Source organism: Enterobacter sp. MGH119 (assembly GCF_001037675.1).
Taxonomy (GTDB): domain Bacteria; phylum Pseudomonadota; class Gammaproteobacteria; order Enterobacterales; family Enterobacteriaceae; genus Enterobacter; species Enterobacter hormaechei_C.
Genome location: NZ_KQ089935.1, coordinates 66,722 through 83,499 on the forward strand (window position 1 = coordinate 66,722; position 16,778 = coordinate 83,499).

Here is a 16,778-nt window from a genome sequence, read left to right on the forward strand (position 1 = left end):
GAGAGGGAGAAAACACTAGGAAGGCATTGCGATGGCCTGCTTCTCTTCGAGCAGTTTTTCCACCACGCCAGGATCCGCGAGCGTTGAGGTATCACCGAGGTTGCTGGTGTCCCCTGCCGCGATTTTGCGCAAGATACGGCGCATGATTTTGCCGGAGCGGGTTTTCGGCAGCGAGTCGGTCCAGTGCAGCACGTCCGGCGTCGCCAGCGGGCCAATCTCTTTACGCACCCAGTTGCGCACCTCAGCATAGAGCTCTGGCGACGGCTCTTCCCCGTGGTTCAGGGTGACGTAAGCGTAAATTGCCTGGCCCTTGATGTTGTGCGGAATGCCGACAACGGCGGCTTCGGCAATCTTCGGATGCGACACCAGCGCCGATTCAATCTCCGCGGTGCCCAGACGGTGGCCAGAGACGTTCAGCACGTCGTCCACGCGTCCGGTGATCCAGTAATAACCGTCTTCATCCCGGCGCGCGCCGTCGCCGCTGAAGTACATGTTTTTGAAGGTCGAGAAGTAGGTCTGCTCGAACCGCTCGTGGTCGCCGAACAGGGTACGCGCCTGGCCAGGCCAGGAATCGACGATCACCAGATTGCCCTCGGTGGCGCCTTCCTGCGGATTGCCTTCGTTATCCACTAGTGCAGGCTGTACCCCGAAGAACGGACGGGTGGCCGAACCGGCTTTCAGCTGCGTGGCGCCCGGCATCGGGGTGATCATAAAGCCGCCGGTTTCGGTCTGCCACCAGGTGTCCATCACCGGGCACTTCTCGTTGCCGATCTTCTTCCAGTACCACTCCCAGGCTTCCGGGTTGATCGGCTCGCCCACGGAGCCGAGGATGCGCAGGGAAGAGCGGTCCGTGCCTTCGATGGCTTTATCGCCTTCCGCCATTAATGCGCGGATCGCCGTTGGCGCGGTGTAGAGAATGTTGACCTGATGCTTATCAACCACCTGGCACATACGCGCCGGCGTTGGCCAGTTCGGTACGCCTTCAAACATCAGCGTCGTTGCGCCGCAGGCCAGCGGGCCGTACAGCAGGTAGCTGTGGCCGGTGACCCAGCCCACGTCGGCGGTACACCAGTAGATGTCGCCCGGATGGTAGTCGAAAACGTATTTAAAGGTGGTGGCCGCGTAAACCAGATAGCCGCCGGTAGTATGCAGCACGCCTTTCGGCTTGCCGGTGGAGCCGGAGGTATAAAGAATAAACAGCGGATCTTCCGCGTTCATCTCTTCCGGCTGATGCTGGTCGCTCGCTTTTTCAATCAGATCGCTCCACCACAGGTCACGCCCCTCGTGCCAGTCGATTTTGCCGCCCGTGCGTTTGAAGACAATGACGTTACTGATGGATTTCACGTTCGGGTTTTTCAGCGCTTCATCAACGTTTTTCTTCAGCGGAATACCGCGCCCGGCGCGCACGCCCTCGTCAGCGGTGATCACCAGCTTCGAATTTGAGTCGACAATACGCCCGGCAACCGCCTCCGGCGAGAAGCCGCCGAAGATAACGGAGTGGATCGCGCCGATGCGCGCGCAGGCCAGCATCGCCACCGCCGCTTCCGGCACCATTGGCATATAGATCGCCACTACATCGCCTTTTTTAATGCCCTGGGCCAGCAGCACGTTGGCAAAGCGGCACACGTCGCGATGCAGTTCTTTATACGAGATGTGTTTACTCTGAGAGGCATCGTCGCCTTCCCAGATGATAGCCGTTTCGTTGCCGCGTTCGGCAAGATGGCGGTCCAGGCAGTTCGCCGCCAGGTTCAGCGTGCCGTCTTCATACCATTTAATGGAGACGTTGCCCGGCGCGAAAGAGGTGTTCTTTACCTTCTGATAAGGTTTGATCCAGTCGAGGATGTGACCCTGCTCACCCCAGAACGCGTCAGGGCTGGAAACGGACTGCTGGTATTTCTGCTGGTACTGCTCCGGACTTATCAGGCAACGGTCCGCAATGTTTGCGGGAATGTCGTGTTTGTGTATTTGGCTCATGGCTTTTTTTCTCCTTGTAAGATGTTAATAATATGTCGCAAAAACGTTAATAGTAGGGGCTTTACAAGCTTTGTTTAGTATTTGGGCGACAGATCACGCAATGTCTGAAGAGTATGAAAATTGAGCGAATGAAACTTTGAAGGGAAATAATTCATCTGAAGAATTATTCACTTTTTTGAAGTGAAAATATTTTGTATAACAAACGGTTATTTATGCGAATTGCTATAAATTACCGACAATGACACTTTTTGCAGTGAAATGCCTTGTTCTTTAAGGCTTGCGCAGCATGCCGTGCAAATGATACTCATACGGCGCGTTAAAAAATCCCATAAACCAACGCAACACAATTCATACCCTTTCAGTATGTCTCCATATTCATGCAGTTTTGATGGTGCGGAGATTTCATTGAGGAAGTCAGTTTCTATGAAAAATTTGAAAGTCAGCCTGGCCTGGCAGATCCTGCTGGCCCTTGTGCTGGGCATCTTGCTGGGCAGTTACCTCCATTATCATAGCGACAGTCGCGAGTGGCTGATTGCGAACCTTCTCTCCCCTGCGGGCGATATCTTTATTCATCTGATCAAGATGATTGTTGTGCCGATTGTGATCTCGACGCTGGTGGTCGGTATCGCGGGTGTTGGTGATGCGAAACAGTTAGGCCGCATCGGCGTTAAAACCATTCTCTATTTCGAAGTGATCACTACGGTTGCCATCGTACTTGGCATCACCCTGGCGAACGTGTTCCAGCCTGGTGCCGGGATCGATATGTCGCAGCTGGCGACGGTGGATATTTCGAAATACCAAAGCACAACCGCCGATGTGCAGAGCCATTCGCATGGGTTGATGGGGACTATTCTCTCGCTGGTACCGACCAACATTATCGCGTCCATGGCGAAGGGCGAGATGCTGCCGATCATCTTCTTCTCGGTACTCTTTGGCCTGGGGCTTTCTTCCCTGCCCGCGACGCACCGTGAACCGCTGGTGACCGTGTTCCGCTCTATCTCCGAAACCATGTTCAAAGTCACCCACATGGTGATGCGTTATGCGCCAGTCGGGGTATTCGCGCTGATTGCGGTGACCGTAGCGAACTTCGGCTTTGCCTCCCTGTGGCCGCTGGCGAAGCTGGTGATTCTGGTGCACTTCGCGATTCTGTTCTTCGCGCTGGTGGTGCTGGGCATTGTGGCGCGCCTGTGCGGGCTCAGCATCTGGATCCTGATCCGCATCCTGAAGGATGAGCTGATTCTGGCGTACTCCACGGCAAGCTCCGAGAGCGTACTGCCGCGTATCATTGAGAAGATGGAGGCCTACGGTGCGCCGGCGTCCATTACCAGCTTCGTTGTACCGACCGGTTACTCCTTCAATCTGGATGGTTCAACGCTGTATCAGAGTATTGCAGCGATCTTTATCGCGCAGCTGTACGGCATTGACTTGTCGCTGTGGCAGGAAATCGTACTGGTTCTGACGCTGATGGTGACTTCAAAAGGGATCGCAGGCGTGCCGGGCGTCTCCTTCGTGGTGCTGCTGGCGACGCTGGGCAGCGTCGGTATTCCGCTGGAAGGCCTGGCGTTTATTGCCGGTGTGGACCGTATCCTCGACATGGCGCGTACCGCGCTGAACGTGGTGGGTAATGCCCTGGCGGTACTGGTAATCGCTAAGTGGGAACACAAGTTCGACCGTAAAAAAGCGCTGGCGTATGAACGCGAGGTACTGGGTCGTTTTGATAAAACGGCTGACCAGTGATGTAAAAAGCCGGGTGGCGGCTTCGCCTTACCCGGCCTGCATAAGCCGTAGGCCCGGTAAGCGCAGCGCCACCGGGCAACAATTTACTCCCCGCTCAACGCATCAAACTCTTCACACCCGGTATCAAACCCTTCGGTACAGCTCAGGTTTAACCAGTAAAGCGCTTTCTGCTTATTCGGTGTGATAAAGCCTTTTTCACCCTGCCTGAACAGCATTCCTGCCCAGTACTCCGCATAGCCCGTCCGGGACAGAGCCGAACTCCGCTTGAACCACGATGCGGCCTGCACGTCATCCTGAGGAACTTCAACGCCGTTGGCATAGATCAGCCCCAGCAGCTGTTGCGCGTCTACCGCCGAGTCGCTATCGATGTCTTCGGTCGCCGATTGCAGCAGTGCGATGGCCTGCGGGTAGTCGGTTTTGCCCGCCTGCGTGTTCACCAGCACACGCGCCAGCATGATCGCGCCGCGTTTGCTGCCCGCAATGTTTGCCTGTTGGGCCAGGGCTTTAGCCTGCGCATAGTCACCCTGCGAAAAGTGGATTTGCGACAGCAGCGCCATGGCGTCGACATCACCGCCTTTTGCCGCTTTTTCCGCCCACAGCGCCGCCTGCGCGCTGTCGCCGGAACTGAACCAGGTATCGGCGAGATAATACTGCGCGCGCGCATCGCCCGCTTCAGCCTGCTTTTTATACTGGCTGCCTATCTCATCGGCATGGGCAAACGCGGTTAAAAATAACAACATCAGAAAAAGGATTTTCATGGATTCTTATCATCTGGGTACACGCCGCGCAGTATAATCGCGGCGACAGAAGAAAAAAACGGGTGCGTTAAGACCTCAGCATCCCACAAGCCGGGCGGAACACGCGTTCCGCCCGAAGAGGTTAGCCTGCGTTACAGGCTAATTTCGCCGCCACCTCCTGATGTTCACTCTTTATTGAAAACTCGCAGAGCCTGCCGCGAGTAATAAAGGTAAAGATCACTATCGTCAGGCAAACAATAAAGACGATGCCTAACGCAGTTTTTAATGGCGTCATGCCTTTTACTCCTTGTCAAAAAAAGAATAAGAGGCTACTCTCAACTTGTTGGAGTTGAGGGAGTAGCCTCGGGTAAATGAAAATTTCCCGGGGCTTTCTACTTTCTGTCCCTCAACAATGCTCAAGACAGAAAGTCTTAAGCACCCGCCGCACATCTTATCCCTCTGAATTAAAATGCAAAGATGTAATTCTATTCTGCGTAAATTACATTATTTCTGCGAGCCGCTTTCCAGAATAATAATTTCTATTTCTTATGAATTAATCGGAAATAAAAAGGGAGTGAATATATCACTCCCTTTATTCAACGATAAATTAACGGCTTCAACCCATTGCGCTTTCGCGCAGTCGGGCTTTCAGCTTGTTATATTCGTCGATCACATACTGTTCCGCAGCGTGTTGATCCGCAATGGGCTCCACGTTTACGGCGCAGTATTTATACTCCGGCGTTTTGGTTATCGGGCTTAAGTTCTCGGTCACCAGCTCGTTGCAGGCGCCAATCCACCACTGGTAGGTCATATAGACTGCCCCTTTGTTCGGACGGTCGCTGACCTGCGCGCGGGTAATGATGCGGCCTTTACGCGAATTCACCCACACCAGCGCTTCATCTTCAATACCGAGCCGTTCGGCATCGGCGGTGTTGATCTGCGCGTAACCCGGTTCATCCGCCAGCGCCGCCAGCGCGGCGCAGTTGCCGGTCATGGAACGGCAGGAGTAGTGGCCCACTTCACGCACGGTGGAGAGCACCATCGGATACTCGTCGGTGAGCTTATCGATCGGCGCGACCCAGTCGCAGGTGAAGAACTGCGCCAGCCCGTTCGGGGTGTCGAACTTCTCTTTAAAGAGGAATGACGTCCCCTGATCGGATTCTGACTCATCCCGGCACGGCCACTGGATGTAGCCCAGCTCACCCATTTTTTCATAGGTTGCCCCATAAAAGTCCGGGCACAGATGCCGCAACTCGTCCCAGATCTCCTGGGTGTTGTTGTAGTGCATCGGGTAGCCCATGCGGGTGGCGATTTCGCTGATGATCTGCCAGTCCGTTTTCAGATCCCATTTCGGCTCGACGGCCTTGAAGAAGCGCTGGAAACCGCGGTCTGCCGCCGTATAGACACCTTCATGCTCGCCCCAGGAGGTCGACGGCAAAATCACATCCGCCGCTGCCGCGGTTTTGGTCATAAAGATATCCTGAACAATCACCAGCTCCAGATCCTCAAAGCCTTTGCGCACTGCGGACAGTTCGGCGTCGGTCTGGAGCGGATCTTCACCCATGATGTAGGCCGCACGCACTTCACCGTGCGCCGCGCGGTGCGGCAGCTCGCTGATGCGGTATCCGGTGTGTGCCGGCAGACTTTCCACGCCCCAGGCCTTCGCAAACTTCTCGCGGTTTTCCGGGAATTTGACGTACTGGTAGCCCGGATAGGTATCCGGTAGCGCGCCCATATCACACGCACCCTGCACGTTATTCTGACCACGCACCGGGTTCACGCCCACATGCGCTTTACCCAGATTGCCGGTCAGCATGGCGAGGCTGGTGAGCGAGCGCACGGTTTCCACGCCCTGGTAGAACTGGGTCACACCCATGCCCCACAGAATAGCGGCGGTTTTCGCCCCGGCGTACATCCGCGCCGCCTGGCGGATCTCCTGTGCGCTGACGCCGGTTATCGCCTCTACTGACTCCGGCGTATAGCCTTCGACAATCTTGCGATACTCTTCAAACCCTTCCGTACGGCTCGCGACAAACGCCTGGTCGTAGAGATTCTCCTCAATAATGACGTGCCCCATCGCATTCAACAGCGCGATGTTCGAGCCGTTTTTCAGTGCGATATGCATATCCGCAATGCGCGCGGTTTCAATTTTACGCGGATCGCAGACGATGATTTTCGCCCCGTTCTGTTTGGCGCGAATAACGTGATTCGCGACGATAGGGTGAGAATCCGCCGGGTTATAGCCGAAGATGAACACCAGATCGGTGTTATCTATCTCATTGATGGCATTACTCATTGCGCCGTTACCGACCGACTGGTGCAGACCTGCAACCGATGGGCCGTGTCAGACGCGAGCGCAGCAGTCGACGTTATTGGTACCAATAACGGCGCGCGCGAATTTTTGCATCACATAGTTGGTTTCATTCCCGGTTCCGCGTGAGGAGCCGGTGGTCTGAATCGCATCCGGGCCATACTTGGCCTTGATGGCGCTGAGGCGCGTGGCGACGTAATCCAGCGCTTCATTCCAGGAGACGGCTTCCAGCTTGCCGCCGCGCTCGCGGCGGATCATAGGGGTTTTCAGGCGCGGGGTGAGGATTTGGGTATCGTTAATAAAATCCCAGCCGTAATATCCTTTCAGGCACAGCGTGCCCTGATTGGTTTTACCCTGCGCCGCTTCCGCCCGGACGATTTTGCCGTTATCGACCACCAGGTGGATCTTGCAACCTGAGGCACAATAAGGGCAAACCGTGACGACTTTTTTCATCACTTTGCTCCAGTTAAACAGTTCTTACCTGCCCAATATGCAGCTTCTATGCCATGTTTTTATTATGGGTATTTCCTGACTTTACGACCCTTTGCGGGGCAAAACCCTGACGAAAAACAGCCAATCGTCAAAATTGACGTGTCGAAAGGGCAGGGGATGTGACATGGATTGAATTTCCGTCACGTAAAAAACAATTCGGCTGGAGCCGGCGGCAGAATGGTTCAGACTTAACATAATTCCCTGACGGAAGCATGCGATGAAACCGGCGATTCTGGTGGTTGACGATGATGTCGCAGTCTGCGAACTGCTACAGGATGTGCTCAGCGAGCACGTCTTTACCGTACTGACGTGTCACTCTGGGCAGGACGCGGTGAACCGTGTCCAGCAGGACTCCGGCATTGCGCTGGTTCTGCTGGACATGATACTGCCGGATATCAACGGATTACAGGTTTTACTGCAACTGCAAAAGCAGCGACCATCGCTACCGGTGGTAATGCTGACGGGGCTGGGAAGTGAATCAGATGTGGTCGTCGGGCTGGAAATGGGCGCTGATGATTACATCGGAAAACCGTTCAATCCGCGCGTGGTGGTCGCCCGCGTTAAGGCGGTGCTGCGTCGTACCGGCGCGCTGGACGCGGAGCCTGCCGCGCCGCGCGTTGAAGGTATTGCCTTTAACGGCTGGACGCTGGACACCACCCGCTGCGAGCTGAGCGATCCGCAGCGTAATACCGTGCCGTTAACCCAGGGCGAATATGGCCTGCTGCTGGCATTAACGCAAAACGCCCGCCGGGTACTGAGTCGTGAACAGCTGCTGAAGCTGACCCACAGCGAAAGCGCCGAGGTCTTTGACCGCACTATCGACGTGTTGATCATGCGGCTACGGCGAAAAATTGAGGTCAATCCGCACCAGCCTCTGCTGATCAAAACCATTCGCGGTCTGGGCTATGTTTTTGCCACGGACGTTTCCCATCATGAGAAAGCCGCCTGACCGTTCTCCTGAATAAACGTCTGAAGCTCGGCCAGTGTTTTCGCGCCGTCAATTGCATTAGCCGCCAGCAGGCTGGCCCGCGCGCAGGCGTGCGCCAGATAAATACTCTCCGTCAGCGGCAGGGATTCATGGCAGCCGTATAAAAAGCCCGCGCAAAACGCGTCGCCCGCGCCGACGCTGCCGATAATCTCGTCCTGCGTCAGCTTCCACGACGGAACCCATTGCCCTTTTTCACCCGGCGCTTCACCCCATGCCCCTTCCGGACAGTGGATCACCACCCGCTGTCGCACGCCTGCCGCCAGCAGTTGTGTGGCAGCGTCGGCGATATGAGCCATGTTCAGCGCATCATGGCCGTCACGGATCTCAAGCCCGCTAAACTCACCGGCTTCCAGCTCGTTAATCACCAGATAATCAAGATGGCGCAGGGCAGGGAGCACCAGCGGCTGATAGCGCGGATCGCCCTTGCGGGACACCAGATCGAGCGAGGTTTCATACCCCTGATCGCGCATCTGTGCCAGTAACCGCGCGCTGCGGGTGCCAAATTCCTCGTCCGGCATGTCCAGGCTGTCGAGCAGCAGCAGGTAGCCGAGATGGAAGATCTTCAGCGATCCGTCTAAACGATCGAAGGCGGGAAGATCCAGCAGGCGGTTGGCGCCCGGCGAGTGGAAAAAAGTGCGCTGTCCGCTGGGGTCGGTCATCACCTGCGACATCGACGTTGGGGCGAACGTTGTACGCTGCACGCGCTGGCGATTGACGTGATACTGGTCGAGCATCGCCAGAATATAGTCTCCGTCGCTGTCTTCCCCAATCAGCCCCACCGCCTGTAACGGCAGGCCGACGTGCATTTTCGCCAGCGTCAGCAGAACGTTGAGCGGCGCACCGCCGGTTGAGCGCTCACTGTGGGTGATTTCCGCCAGCCAGCCGCGCTCCGGCCACTGTACGATCTGGTGGACGTGATCCACCAGCATGTTGCCTGCGGCGATAATCCCTTTGCGTTCCATTATGCCTGCCCCGCGCTGCCGAAGATGCGCATCTGTTCCGCAACCGTATCGGTAATGGCCTCTTCAATGCCCAGCAGCAGTTCGGCAAACTCATCGTACAGCGGCTGGCGGTTTGCCATGCGCTGCTCAACGGCGGCGAGCGCGGCCTGCGACATGCCGGTATAAAAGTTGATTTTATGAATGCCCAGCTCGATGGCGCGGCGGAAATCAGTATCGCTTATGCCAGAGCCGCCGTGTAAAACCAGCGGCAGGCCCGTCTGCTGTCGAATGGCGTCCAGACGCGGGAAATCAAGCTTCGGCTCGCCCTTGTATTTGCCGTGCGCGTTGCCAATGGCGACCGCCAGCGCGTCGATACCGGTTAAATCGACAAACTCGCGCGCCAGCTGCGGATCGGTGAAGAAGGCTTCATCCGCATGCCCGTAAAGCGCACCCCCTTCATCACCCCCGACCGCGCCCAGCTCCGCCTCTACCGAGACGCCCACCGCATGGCACATCTTCACCACTTCCCGCGTCTGGCGGATATTTTCCTCATAGCTCAGCGTCGAGCCGTCGAACATCACCGAGCTGAACCCTAAGCGCAGGGCGCGCACGACGGCCTCAAAATGCAGCCCGTGGTCGAGGTTAAGCACCACGGGAATATCGTGACGGGCGGCTTCGAACTTCACTGCTTCGACAAGCGACTCCAGAGACACGTACTTAAAATGCACTTCGGCGATGTTGATGATGAACGGCGAGCGTTCCTGTTTCGCGGCGGCAAACAGCGCGCGCAGGAAGTGGGAGTCGAGCACGTTGAACGCGCCCAGGGCGTAGCGGTGTTCCCTGGCGTGGGCCAGACCATCGGCAAGAGAAATCAATGGCATCATTCACTCCTTATATCCGAAACAGGTTGTACTCGTTGCACAGCACCAGCACCGCCGGTTCGTCTTCTTCGATGGTGTTGTAGCGATCGATGGGCTGTAAAAAGTGGTTGTCGTGTTCATCGTCATTGACCGACGACACTTCGCCCACCAGCACGTCGCCAAAGCCGCGTTCACCCCAGAAACTGTGGTACAGGCCGGGCGTCAGGCAGATGCTCTCCCCTGGTGTGAGGCGCAGCTGGCTGCCGGGCGCGTGCGTCTGCCGACAGCCGTCGACGGTAACGGTCACGTCGGTGTTTTCGGTCTCTTCATGCGCGCCCGCATTCCATAACTCAATAATCAGATTCCCGCCGCCGCGGTTAATGATGTCCTCCCGCTTGCGCCAGTGAAAATGCATCGGCGTCACCTGGCCGTCGCGGACGTGCAGGATTTTTTCGGCATAGCACTTTTCATAGGGCACGCCGTTGGGGGAGCCGTTGCGCAGGGTGAACAGCGTTAACCCCTGTGCAGCGAAGTTGTTGCCACCAAATGCCGTCACGTCCCAGCCGAGCCTGAGGTCAAACACCTCCTGCCATGCAGCCTGGTCAAGCTGCTGCCATTTTGTCGGCGGAAAGCTGGCAAAAGGCGGGAGATGCACGTCGTGCATGGAGAAGAACTGCCGAGTATGGCCGAGGATTTCATTGATGTCGGAGCGTTTCATGGTGACTCCTTTAAAACAGTTCCCTCTCCCTGCGGGAGAGGGAAAAGGATCATTTAACCGTCCACCCCTTATACGTGCCGACGTTCTTTTTATCGATCATCGTCACCGGGATCAGCACGGGCTCTTTCGGCGCAGGTTTGCCCTGAAGAATGTCATAGCCGATCTCCACCGCCTTCGCCGCCATCACCTGCGGATCCTGCGCTGGCGTCGCCACAAACAGGGAATTTTCGCGCTTCAGGGCTTCTTCACCGTCCGGGCTGCCATCCACACCAACGATAAAGAACTCGTTGCGCTGCGCCTGCTTCGCGGCCAGATCGGCGCCGATCGCGGTAGGATCGTTAATCGCGAATACGCCGTCGATCTTCGGATTAGCCGCCAGCAGGGAGGTCATGACCTCCAGCCCGCCTTCACGGCTGCCTTTGGCGTTCTGGTTATCCGAGAGCACTTTGATATCCGGGTGGCGCCTGAACTCGGTCTGGCAGCCCTCCACGCGGTTTTGTACCGCAGAAACCGGCGGTCCGTTAATGATCACCACGTTGCCTTTACCTTTCAGGCGGTCGGTAATGTACTTACAGGCCATTTCCCCCGCCTGGGTGTTATCGGAGGTGATGGTCGCATCGGCCCCTTCCGCCGCCACGTCAACCGCCACGACCACGATCCCCGCCTCTTTGGCGCGTTTTACCGCCGGGCCGATCCCTTTGGAATCCGCGGCGTTGAGGATGATCATGTCCACTTTCGCCGCAATAAAGTTATCAATCTGCGACACCTGCTGGCCCAGATCGTACCCGCTGGAGACCAGCGTCACCTTGACGTTGTCCCCCGCCAGCTTGCGCGCTTCCAGCTCGGCACCTTTGGTGATCTGCACGAAGAACGGGTTAGCCAGGTCGCCCACCGTCACGCCGATGGATTTCAGATCTTTTGCCTGCGCAAACGGGGTTGCGGCCAGCAGCGCGCCAGCACAGAGCGCGGTCACTAAGGGCTTCAATCTCATGCTGTATTCCTCACGTAGGGTATTGTTGTTATGCACTTTGATGGTGTCGGGTACGGTATTTGTCGATCAGCACCGCAATGATGATCACCGCCCCTTTGATCACCAGCTGCCAGAAGTAGGAGACGCCCATCAGCGTCATGCCGTTGTTGAGGGTGGCGATGATCAAGGCACCGACCAGCGTGCCGGTGATCGTGCCGATCCCGCCGACGAAGCTGGTGCCGCCGAGGATCACCGCCGCAATTGCATCCAGCTCATACCCCGTGCCGAGGTTGCCATTGGCGCTGTAGAGACGTGAAGCGCTCATGACGCCGCCGAGACCGGAGAGCAGGCCGCTCATGCCGTAGACAAACAGCAGCACCAGCCAGACCTTAATGCCCGTTAAGCGCGCCGCCTGCATATTGCCGCCGACCGCATAGATGTGAACGCCGAGGGTTGTGCGACGCAGAATAAACCAGCACACCACAATCACCGCCAGGGCGATCACAACCAGCCAGGGGATCGGGCCGAGGTAGTTATTGCCGATCCACTCGAAGTTGATGTTGGAGTTAATGACCGTCGTGCCGTCCGCCAGCAGGTAGGCCGCGCCGCGCAGCGCCGTGTAGGTGCCGAGCGTGACGATAAATGGCGGAAGTCCGGCGAAGGCCACCAGCGCGCCGTTGAACAGCCCCAGTACCATACCGAGCATTAGCGCCGCCGGAATGGAGAGCATCGCAAATTCAGGGATAAGCGAGACCACCATCGCCGCCACCGCCGTGGTGCCCAGAATCGAGCCCACGGAGAGGTCAATCCCGCCGGTCAGGATGATGAAGGTCATCCCGGCCGCCAGAACAATGTTGATCGACGCCTGCCGGGTAATATTGAGCAGGTTACTTTCTGTGAAAAAGTTCGGAGCGATAAAGCCAAATACAGCCACAATCAGGATTAAAATCGGCAAAATGCCGATCGTTTGCATCAGATCGCTCATCAGCATTTTTTTGGCAGAGGCGGATTTCGCCACCTGCTGCGGATGGGTTGGAGTTGTCATAATTACACCGCCTGATGATGTGTGTCGTTCACGCCGGTTGCCAGCGTCATGATGTTTTCCTGAGAGATGTCGCGCCCGTGCAGTTCACCCGCAATGCTGCCTTCCCGCATCACGTACACCCGGTCGCTCATTCCTACTACTTCCGGCAGCTCGCTGGAGATCATCAGGATCGCCACCCCTTTGCGCGCCATCTGGTTCATGATGCGGTAGATCTCGCTTTTTGCCCCGACGTCCACGCCGCGCGTGGGTTCGTCCAGAATCAGAATGCACGGGCCTATCGCCACCCAGCGGGAGATCAGCAGTTTTTGCTGGTTGCCGCCGGAGAGCCCGCCTGCGCGCACCTGAGAATGCGGCACGCGGATATTGAGCAGGGCGATGGCGTCATCGGAAATCGACTGCGCTTTTTTGCGGTTCAGCCAGCCGAAGGTGGCGTCGCGCTCCAGCGTCGCCATGGTGATGTTCTCCTGCGCCGCCAGCTCCAGAAATAGCCCCTGCTCCTTGCGGTTCTCGGTGAGAAAACCGATGCCGTTCTCAATGGCCGCGCGCGGGGAGTGGATCACCACCGGTTCGCCGTCCACTTCAATCATGCCGCCGGTGGCTTTGCGCACGCCGAAGATCAGCTGCGCCAGCTCAGAACGCCCGGCGCCGACCAGCCCTGCCAGCCCGACGATTTCACCGGAGCGAACCTGCAAACTGCACGGCTGCACTTTTTTGCCATCCGTGAGGTGATGCACGTTCAGACGCGGGCTGCCGAGCGGAATATCGCGCTCTTTGTTGAACAGGTCGCTTAACGGACGACCCACCATCATGCGCACCAGCTCGGAGGCGTTGAGCTTGTCGCGCGTCAGGCTGCCGACGTATTGCCCGTCGCGTAGCACGCTGACGCGGTCAGAGAGTTCATACACTTCCGCCATGCGGTGGCTGATGTAGATAATCGCCATCCCTTCATCGCGCAGGCGCAAAATCAGTTCGAACAGACGGTGGGTTTCGCGTGAGGAGAGGGCGGCGGTAGGTTCGTCCATCACCAGAATGCGGCTGTTGCGGTGCAGCGCGCGGGCGATCTCCACCTGCTGTTGCTCGGCGATGGTCAGTTTCATGACCAGGTCGGTTGCGCTGAACTGCGCGCCCAGACGGTCAATGACCGCCTGGGCCTGGGCAGCCATCTCTTTGCGCTGGACCAGCCCGCCGCGCGACAGCTCGCTACCGAGAAAAATGTTTTCCGCCACGGTCAGGTTAGGAGCAAGCTGCATCTCCTGATAAATCAGGGTAATGCCTGCGGCCAGCGCATCCTTCGGCCCTTTGATGTGAAACGGCTGACCGTCGATGAGGATGTCGCCGCTGCTGGCGGTATAGGCGCCTGCGAGGATCTTCATCAGCGTGCTCTTTCCGGCGCCGTTTTCCCCCATCAGCGCGTGGATCTCACCGGGGAAAACCGTCAAATCCACGCCCTTGAGCGCGTGGAAATTGCCAAAGGTTTTGGCAATGTGGCGCATCTCTAAAACCGGGGTTCTGCTCATGGCGGATCTCCTGTGAATGTCGATATCTGCACTTCATCACAGGCGCGTAAATGCAAAATGTCAGAAGCTGTTCATATTTGTCATAGTTATGAATAGCTAATCGCCATCACATTTTCCTTTTCCCTCTCCCTGTGGGAGAGGGCCAGGGTGAGGGCACCAAACCGCAGAGGAGCCCAAACCCATGCCATCACGCCCCCCGTTCTTCACCAGCGCCCGCGGTCGCCTGCTGATATTTAACCTGCTGGTGGTGGCGGTAACGCTGATGGTCAGCGGCGTGGCGGTGCTCGGCTTTCGTCATGCCAGCCAGATCCAGGAGCAGGTGCAGCAGCAAACGCTGGATGACATGACCGGCAGCATGAACCTCGCGCGCGACACGGCCAATGTGGCAACGGCGGCGGTGCGGCTGTCGCAGGTGGTCGGTGCGCTGGAGTACAAAGGCGAAGCTGAGCGGCTTAAACAGACGCAGATGGCGCTGCGCCACTCGCTGGAGCAGCTTGCCGATGCGCCGCTGGCGCAGCAGGAGCCGGCGCTGGTGACGCGTATTATTCGCAGGAGCAATGAGTTACAGCAGAGCGTGACGGGAATGCTGGAGCGCGGGCAAAAACGGCATCTGGAGCGTAACGCGCTGCTCAGCGCGCTGTATCAAAGCCAAAGCTACCTGCGTCATTTGCAGGATATCAACCGTCGTTACGCGAGCAATGTGCCAGACCCCCGGCAGCTTGCTGAGATGGACAGGCTGATCGTTGCCGCCATTGATACCCCTTCACCGCGCGCCACGGTGCAGCAGCTGGATGCAGTAACCGCGATGTTACCCGCGAGCGCCCTGCAACCGGTGGTCAACCTGGTGCTCCCGGATTTTAATGATGAGCTGCGCAAGCTCGCGCCACTGTCGAAGCAGCTGGAAGAGAGCGATCTGTCCATCAGCTGGTACATGTTCCACATCAAGGCGCTGGTAGCGATATTAAACCGCGACATCAATCAGTACGTTGAACAGGTGGCACAGGCCTCCCGGCTGCGTACCGCCCAAAGTCACCAGGAGCTGCGCTCCATCAGCGTGTTTATCAGCGTTTTCGCGGTGCTGGCGCTGATCATCACCGGCTGCGCCTGCTGGTATATTTATCGCAATCTGGGCTCCAACCTGACGGCTATCTCAAGGGCAATGTCGCGTCTCGCTCACGGAGAGCAGAATGTGTCGGTGCCCGCACTACAGCGGCGTGATGAGCTGGGGGAACTGGCGCGCGCGTTTAACGTTTTTGCACGCAATACCGCTTCGCTGGAGCACACCACGCGGCTGCTTAAGGAGAAGACCTCGCAGATGGAGGTCGACCGCATCGAACGTCAGGGGCTGGAGGAGGCGCTGCTGCACAGCCAGAAAATGAAGGCGGTCGGGCAACTGACGGGCGGTCTGGCGCATGATTTTAATAACCTGCTGGCGGTGATTATCGGCAGTCTGGAGCTGACCGATTCAGCGTCACCGGACGCGCCGCGCATCACTCGTGCGCTCAAAGCCGCGGAACGCGGGGCCATGCTCACCCAGCGTCTGCTGGCCTTCTCGCGCAAGCAATCCCTGCAACCCCATGCGGTAGAGATGAAGCCGCTGCTGGAGAACCTGAGCGAGCTGATGCGGCACTCCCTTCCCGCCACGCTGACGCTGGATATTGAAGCGCAAACCCCGGCCTGGCCCGCATGGATTGACGTCAGCCAGCTGGAAAACGCCATTATCAACCTGGTGATGAACGCCCGTGATGCAATGGAGGGGCAAAACGGTGTGATTAAAATCCGCACCTGGAACCAGCGTGTGACCCGCAGCGACGGGCGCAGGCAGGATATGGTCGCGCTGGAGGTGATTGACCACGGCTGTGGGATGTCGCAGGAGGTGAAATCTCAGGTCTTTGAACCGTTCTTCACCACCAAACAGACCGGCAGCGGCAGCGGATTAGGGCTGTCGATGGTGTACGGCTTTGTGCGTCAGTCCGGGGGGCGCGTTGAGATCGAAAGCGCGCCGGGGCAGGGAACCACCGTGCGGCTCCAGCTGCCGCGCTCGACGCTGCCCGCGTTCTCCAATGATGCCGCGCTGGCGACCACGGCCCCGACAGAAAGTGAGCTGCTTGTGCTGGTCCTGGAAGATGAGGCGGGCGTGCGGCAGACCCTGTGTGAGCAACTGCACCAGCTTGGCTACCTGACGCTCGAAGCCGAAAACGGCGAGCAGGCGCTGAACATGCTGGACGCATCACCGGATATCGGCATGTTTATCAGCGACCTGATGCTGCCGGGCGGCCTGAGCGGTGCGGAGGTGATCGGCCATGTACGCAGCCACTATCCGCAGTTGCCGGTGCTGCTGATCAGCGGGCAGGATTTGCGCCCGGCGCATAACCCGCAGCTGCCGGACGTTCCGTTACTGCGTAAGCCGTTTACCCGCCAGCAGCTGGCGCAGGCACTGCGGAAGGTGATGGTAATTTGAGATTCCTCCGCTACTCCCGTTAACAGC

The 16,778-nt window shown here is 57.7% G+C and carries 13 protein-coding genes; 3 read left to right on the forward strand and 10 right to left on the reverse strand.

Going from position 1 to position 16,778, the window contains the following annotated elements; all coding sequences use genetic code 11:
• Positions 1 to 15: 15 nt before the first annotated feature.
• Positions 16 to 1,974 carry an acetate--CoA ligase gene (gene acs, locus SK53_RS21025; RefSeq protein WP_048209960.1) on the reverse strand — a complete coding sequence of 653 codons (1,959 nt, stop codon included), beginning with the start codon at positions 1,972 to 1,974 and terminating at the stop codon, positions 16 to 18.
• Positions 1,975 to 2,397: 423 nt separating this feature from the next.
• On the opposite strand from acs, the gene gltP reads away from it, so the two are divergent.
• Positions 2,398 to 3,711, forward strand: a complete 1,314-nt coding sequence (gene gltP / locus SK53_RS21030) for a glutamate/aspartate:proton symporter GltP (protein ID WP_003860256.1) — start codon at positions 2,398 to 2,400, stop codon at positions 3,709 to 3,711.
• Between the two features lie 83 nt (positions 3,712 to 3,794).
• Here gltP and SK53_RS21035 read toward each other — a convergent pair whose 3' ends face one another.
• From SK53_RS21035 to fdhF, 3 genes are all read right to left on the reverse strand, one after another.
• A complete protein-coding gene (locus SK53_RS21035; protein ID WP_003860254.1) occupies positions 3,795 to 4,469 on the reverse strand; it encodes a tetratricopeptide repeat protein in 675 nt (224 codons plus the stop codon).
• Positions 4,470 to 4,590: 121 nt separating this feature from the next.
• The gene (locus tag SK53_RS21040) at positions 4,591 to 4,743 is read right to left on the reverse strand and encodes a Hok/Gef family protein (RefSeq protein WP_003860252.1); all 153 of its coding nucleotides are present in this window, start codon (positions 4,741 to 4,743) and stop codon (positions 4,591 to 4,593) included.
• Positions 4,744 to 5,064: 321 nt separating this feature from the next.
• The gene (gene fdhF / locus SK53_RS21045; protein ID WP_080394424.1) at positions 5,065 to 7,212 is read right to left on the reverse strand and encodes a formate dehydrogenase subunit alpha; all 2,148 of its coding nucleotides are present in this window, start codon (positions 7,210 to 7,212) and stop codon (positions 5,065 to 5,067) included.
• Positions 7,213 to 7,468: 256 nt separating this feature from the next.
• Here fdhF and SK53_RS21055 point away from each other — a divergent pair, with 256 nt between their 5' ends.
• Positions 7,469 to 8,200, forward strand: coding sequence for a response regulator (locus tag SK53_RS21055; protein ID WP_048209962.1), 732 nt, complete (start codon positions 7,469 to 7,471; stop codon positions 8,198 to 8,200).
• Here SK53_RS21055 and SK53_RS21060 read toward each other — a convergent pair.
• From SK53_RS21060 to SK53_RS21085, 6 genes are read right to left on the reverse strand one after another with little or no spacing between them, the layout of a single operon-like run.
• Complete coding sequence (locus SK53_RS21060; RefSeq protein ID WP_023315232.1) at positions 8,182 to 9,201, reverse strand: carbohydrate kinase family protein; 1,020 nt, start codon at positions 9,199 to 9,201, stop codon at positions 8,182 to 8,184. The two genes, SK53_RS21055 and SK53_RS21060, sit on opposite strands and share 19 nt — an antisense overlap.
• Positions 9,201 to 10,061, reverse strand: a complete 861-nt coding sequence (locus SK53_RS21065) for a ketose 1,6-bisphosphate aldolase (RefSeq protein WP_003860242.1) — start codon at positions 10,059 to 10,061, stop codon at positions 9,201 to 9,203. The genes SK53_RS21060 and SK53_RS21065 overlap by 1 nt, the downstream gene beginning before the upstream one ends.
• A 10-nt stretch (positions 10,062 to 10,071) precedes the next feature.
• The gene (locus tag SK53_RS21070) at positions 10,072 to 10,758 is read right to left on the reverse strand and encodes a D-lyxose/D-mannose isomerase (protein ID WP_048209963.1); all 687 of its coding nucleotides are present in this window, start codon (positions 10,756 to 10,758) and stop codon (positions 10,072 to 10,074) included.
• A 49-nt stretch (positions 10,759 to 10,807) separates the two neighbouring features.
• The gene (locus SK53_RS21075; protein WP_003860240.1) at positions 10,808 to 11,749 is read right to left on the reverse strand and encodes an ABC transporter substrate-binding protein; all 942 of its coding nucleotides are present in this window, start codon (positions 11,747 to 11,749) and stop codon (positions 10,808 to 10,810) included.
• A gap of 28 nt (positions 11,750 to 11,777) precedes the next feature.
• Entirely contained in the window at positions 11,778 to 12,773 is a 996-nt protein-coding gene (locus SK53_RS21080; protein ID WP_003860239.1) for an ABC transporter permease subunit, read from the reverse strand.
• Positions 12,774 to 12,775: 2 nt separating this feature from the next.
• Entirely contained in the window at positions 12,776 to 14,290 is a 1,515-nt protein-coding gene (locus SK53_RS21085; RefSeq protein ID WP_048209964.1) for a sugar ABC transporter ATP-binding protein, read from the reverse strand.
• Positions 14,291 to 14,471: 181 nt separating this feature from the next.
• On the opposite strand from SK53_RS21085, the gene SK53_RS21090 reads away from it, so the two are divergent.
• A complete protein-coding gene (locus SK53_RS21090; protein WP_032608257.1) occupies positions 14,472 to 16,751 on the forward strand; it encodes a hybrid sensor histidine kinase/response regulator in 2,280 nt (759 codons plus the stop codon).
• The last annotated feature ends 27 nt before the right edge of the window (positions 16,752 to 16,778 follow it).

Coding starts and splice junctions, on each gene's coding strand:
- SK53_RS21035 (WP_003860254.1), bottom strand. CDS start 4,469: ATGAAAATCCTTTTTCTGATGTTGTTATTTTTAACCGCGTTTGCCCAT.
- SK53_RS21060 (WP_023315232.1), bottom strand. CDS start 9,201: ATGGAACGCAAAGGGATTATCGCCGCAGGCAACATGCTGGTGGATCAC.
- SK53_RS21085 (WP_048209964.1), bottom strand. CDS start 14,290: ATGAGCAGAACCCCGGTTTTAGAGATGCGCCACATTGCCAAAACCTTT.
- SK53_RS21065 (WP_003860242.1), bottom strand. CDS start 10,061: ATGCCATTGATTTCTCTTGCCGATGGTCTGGCCCACGCCAGGGAACAC.
- SK53_RS21075 (WP_003860240.1), bottom strand. CDS start 11,749: ATGAGATTGAAGCCCTTAGTGACCGCGCTCTGTGCTGGCGCGCTGCTG.
- acs (WP_048209960.1), bottom strand. CDS start 1,974: ATGAGCCAAATACACAAACACGACATTCCCGCAAACATTGCGGACCGT.
- SK53_RS21070 (WP_048209963.1), bottom strand. CDS start 10,758: ATGAAACGCTCCGACATCAATGAAATCCTCGGCCATACTCGGCAGTTC.
- SK53_RS21080 (WP_003860239.1), bottom strand. CDS start 12,773: ATGACAACTCCAACCCATCCGCAGCAGGTGGCGAAATCCGCCTCTGCC.
- SK53_RS21090 (WP_032608257.1), top strand. CDS start 14,472: ATGCCATCACGCCCCCCGTTCTTCACCAGCGCCCGCGGTCGCCTGCTG.
- SK53_RS21040 (WP_003860252.1), bottom strand. CDS start 4,743: ATGACGCCATTAAAAACTGCGTTAGGCATCGTCTTTATTGTTTGCCTG.
- gltP (WP_003860256.1), top strand. CDS start 2,398: ATGAAAAATTTGAAAGTCAGCCTGGCCTGGCAGATCCTGCTGGCCCTT.
- SK53_RS21055 (WP_048209962.1), top strand. CDS start 7,469: ATGAAACCGGCGATTCTGGTGGTTGACGATGATGTCGCAGTCTGCGAA.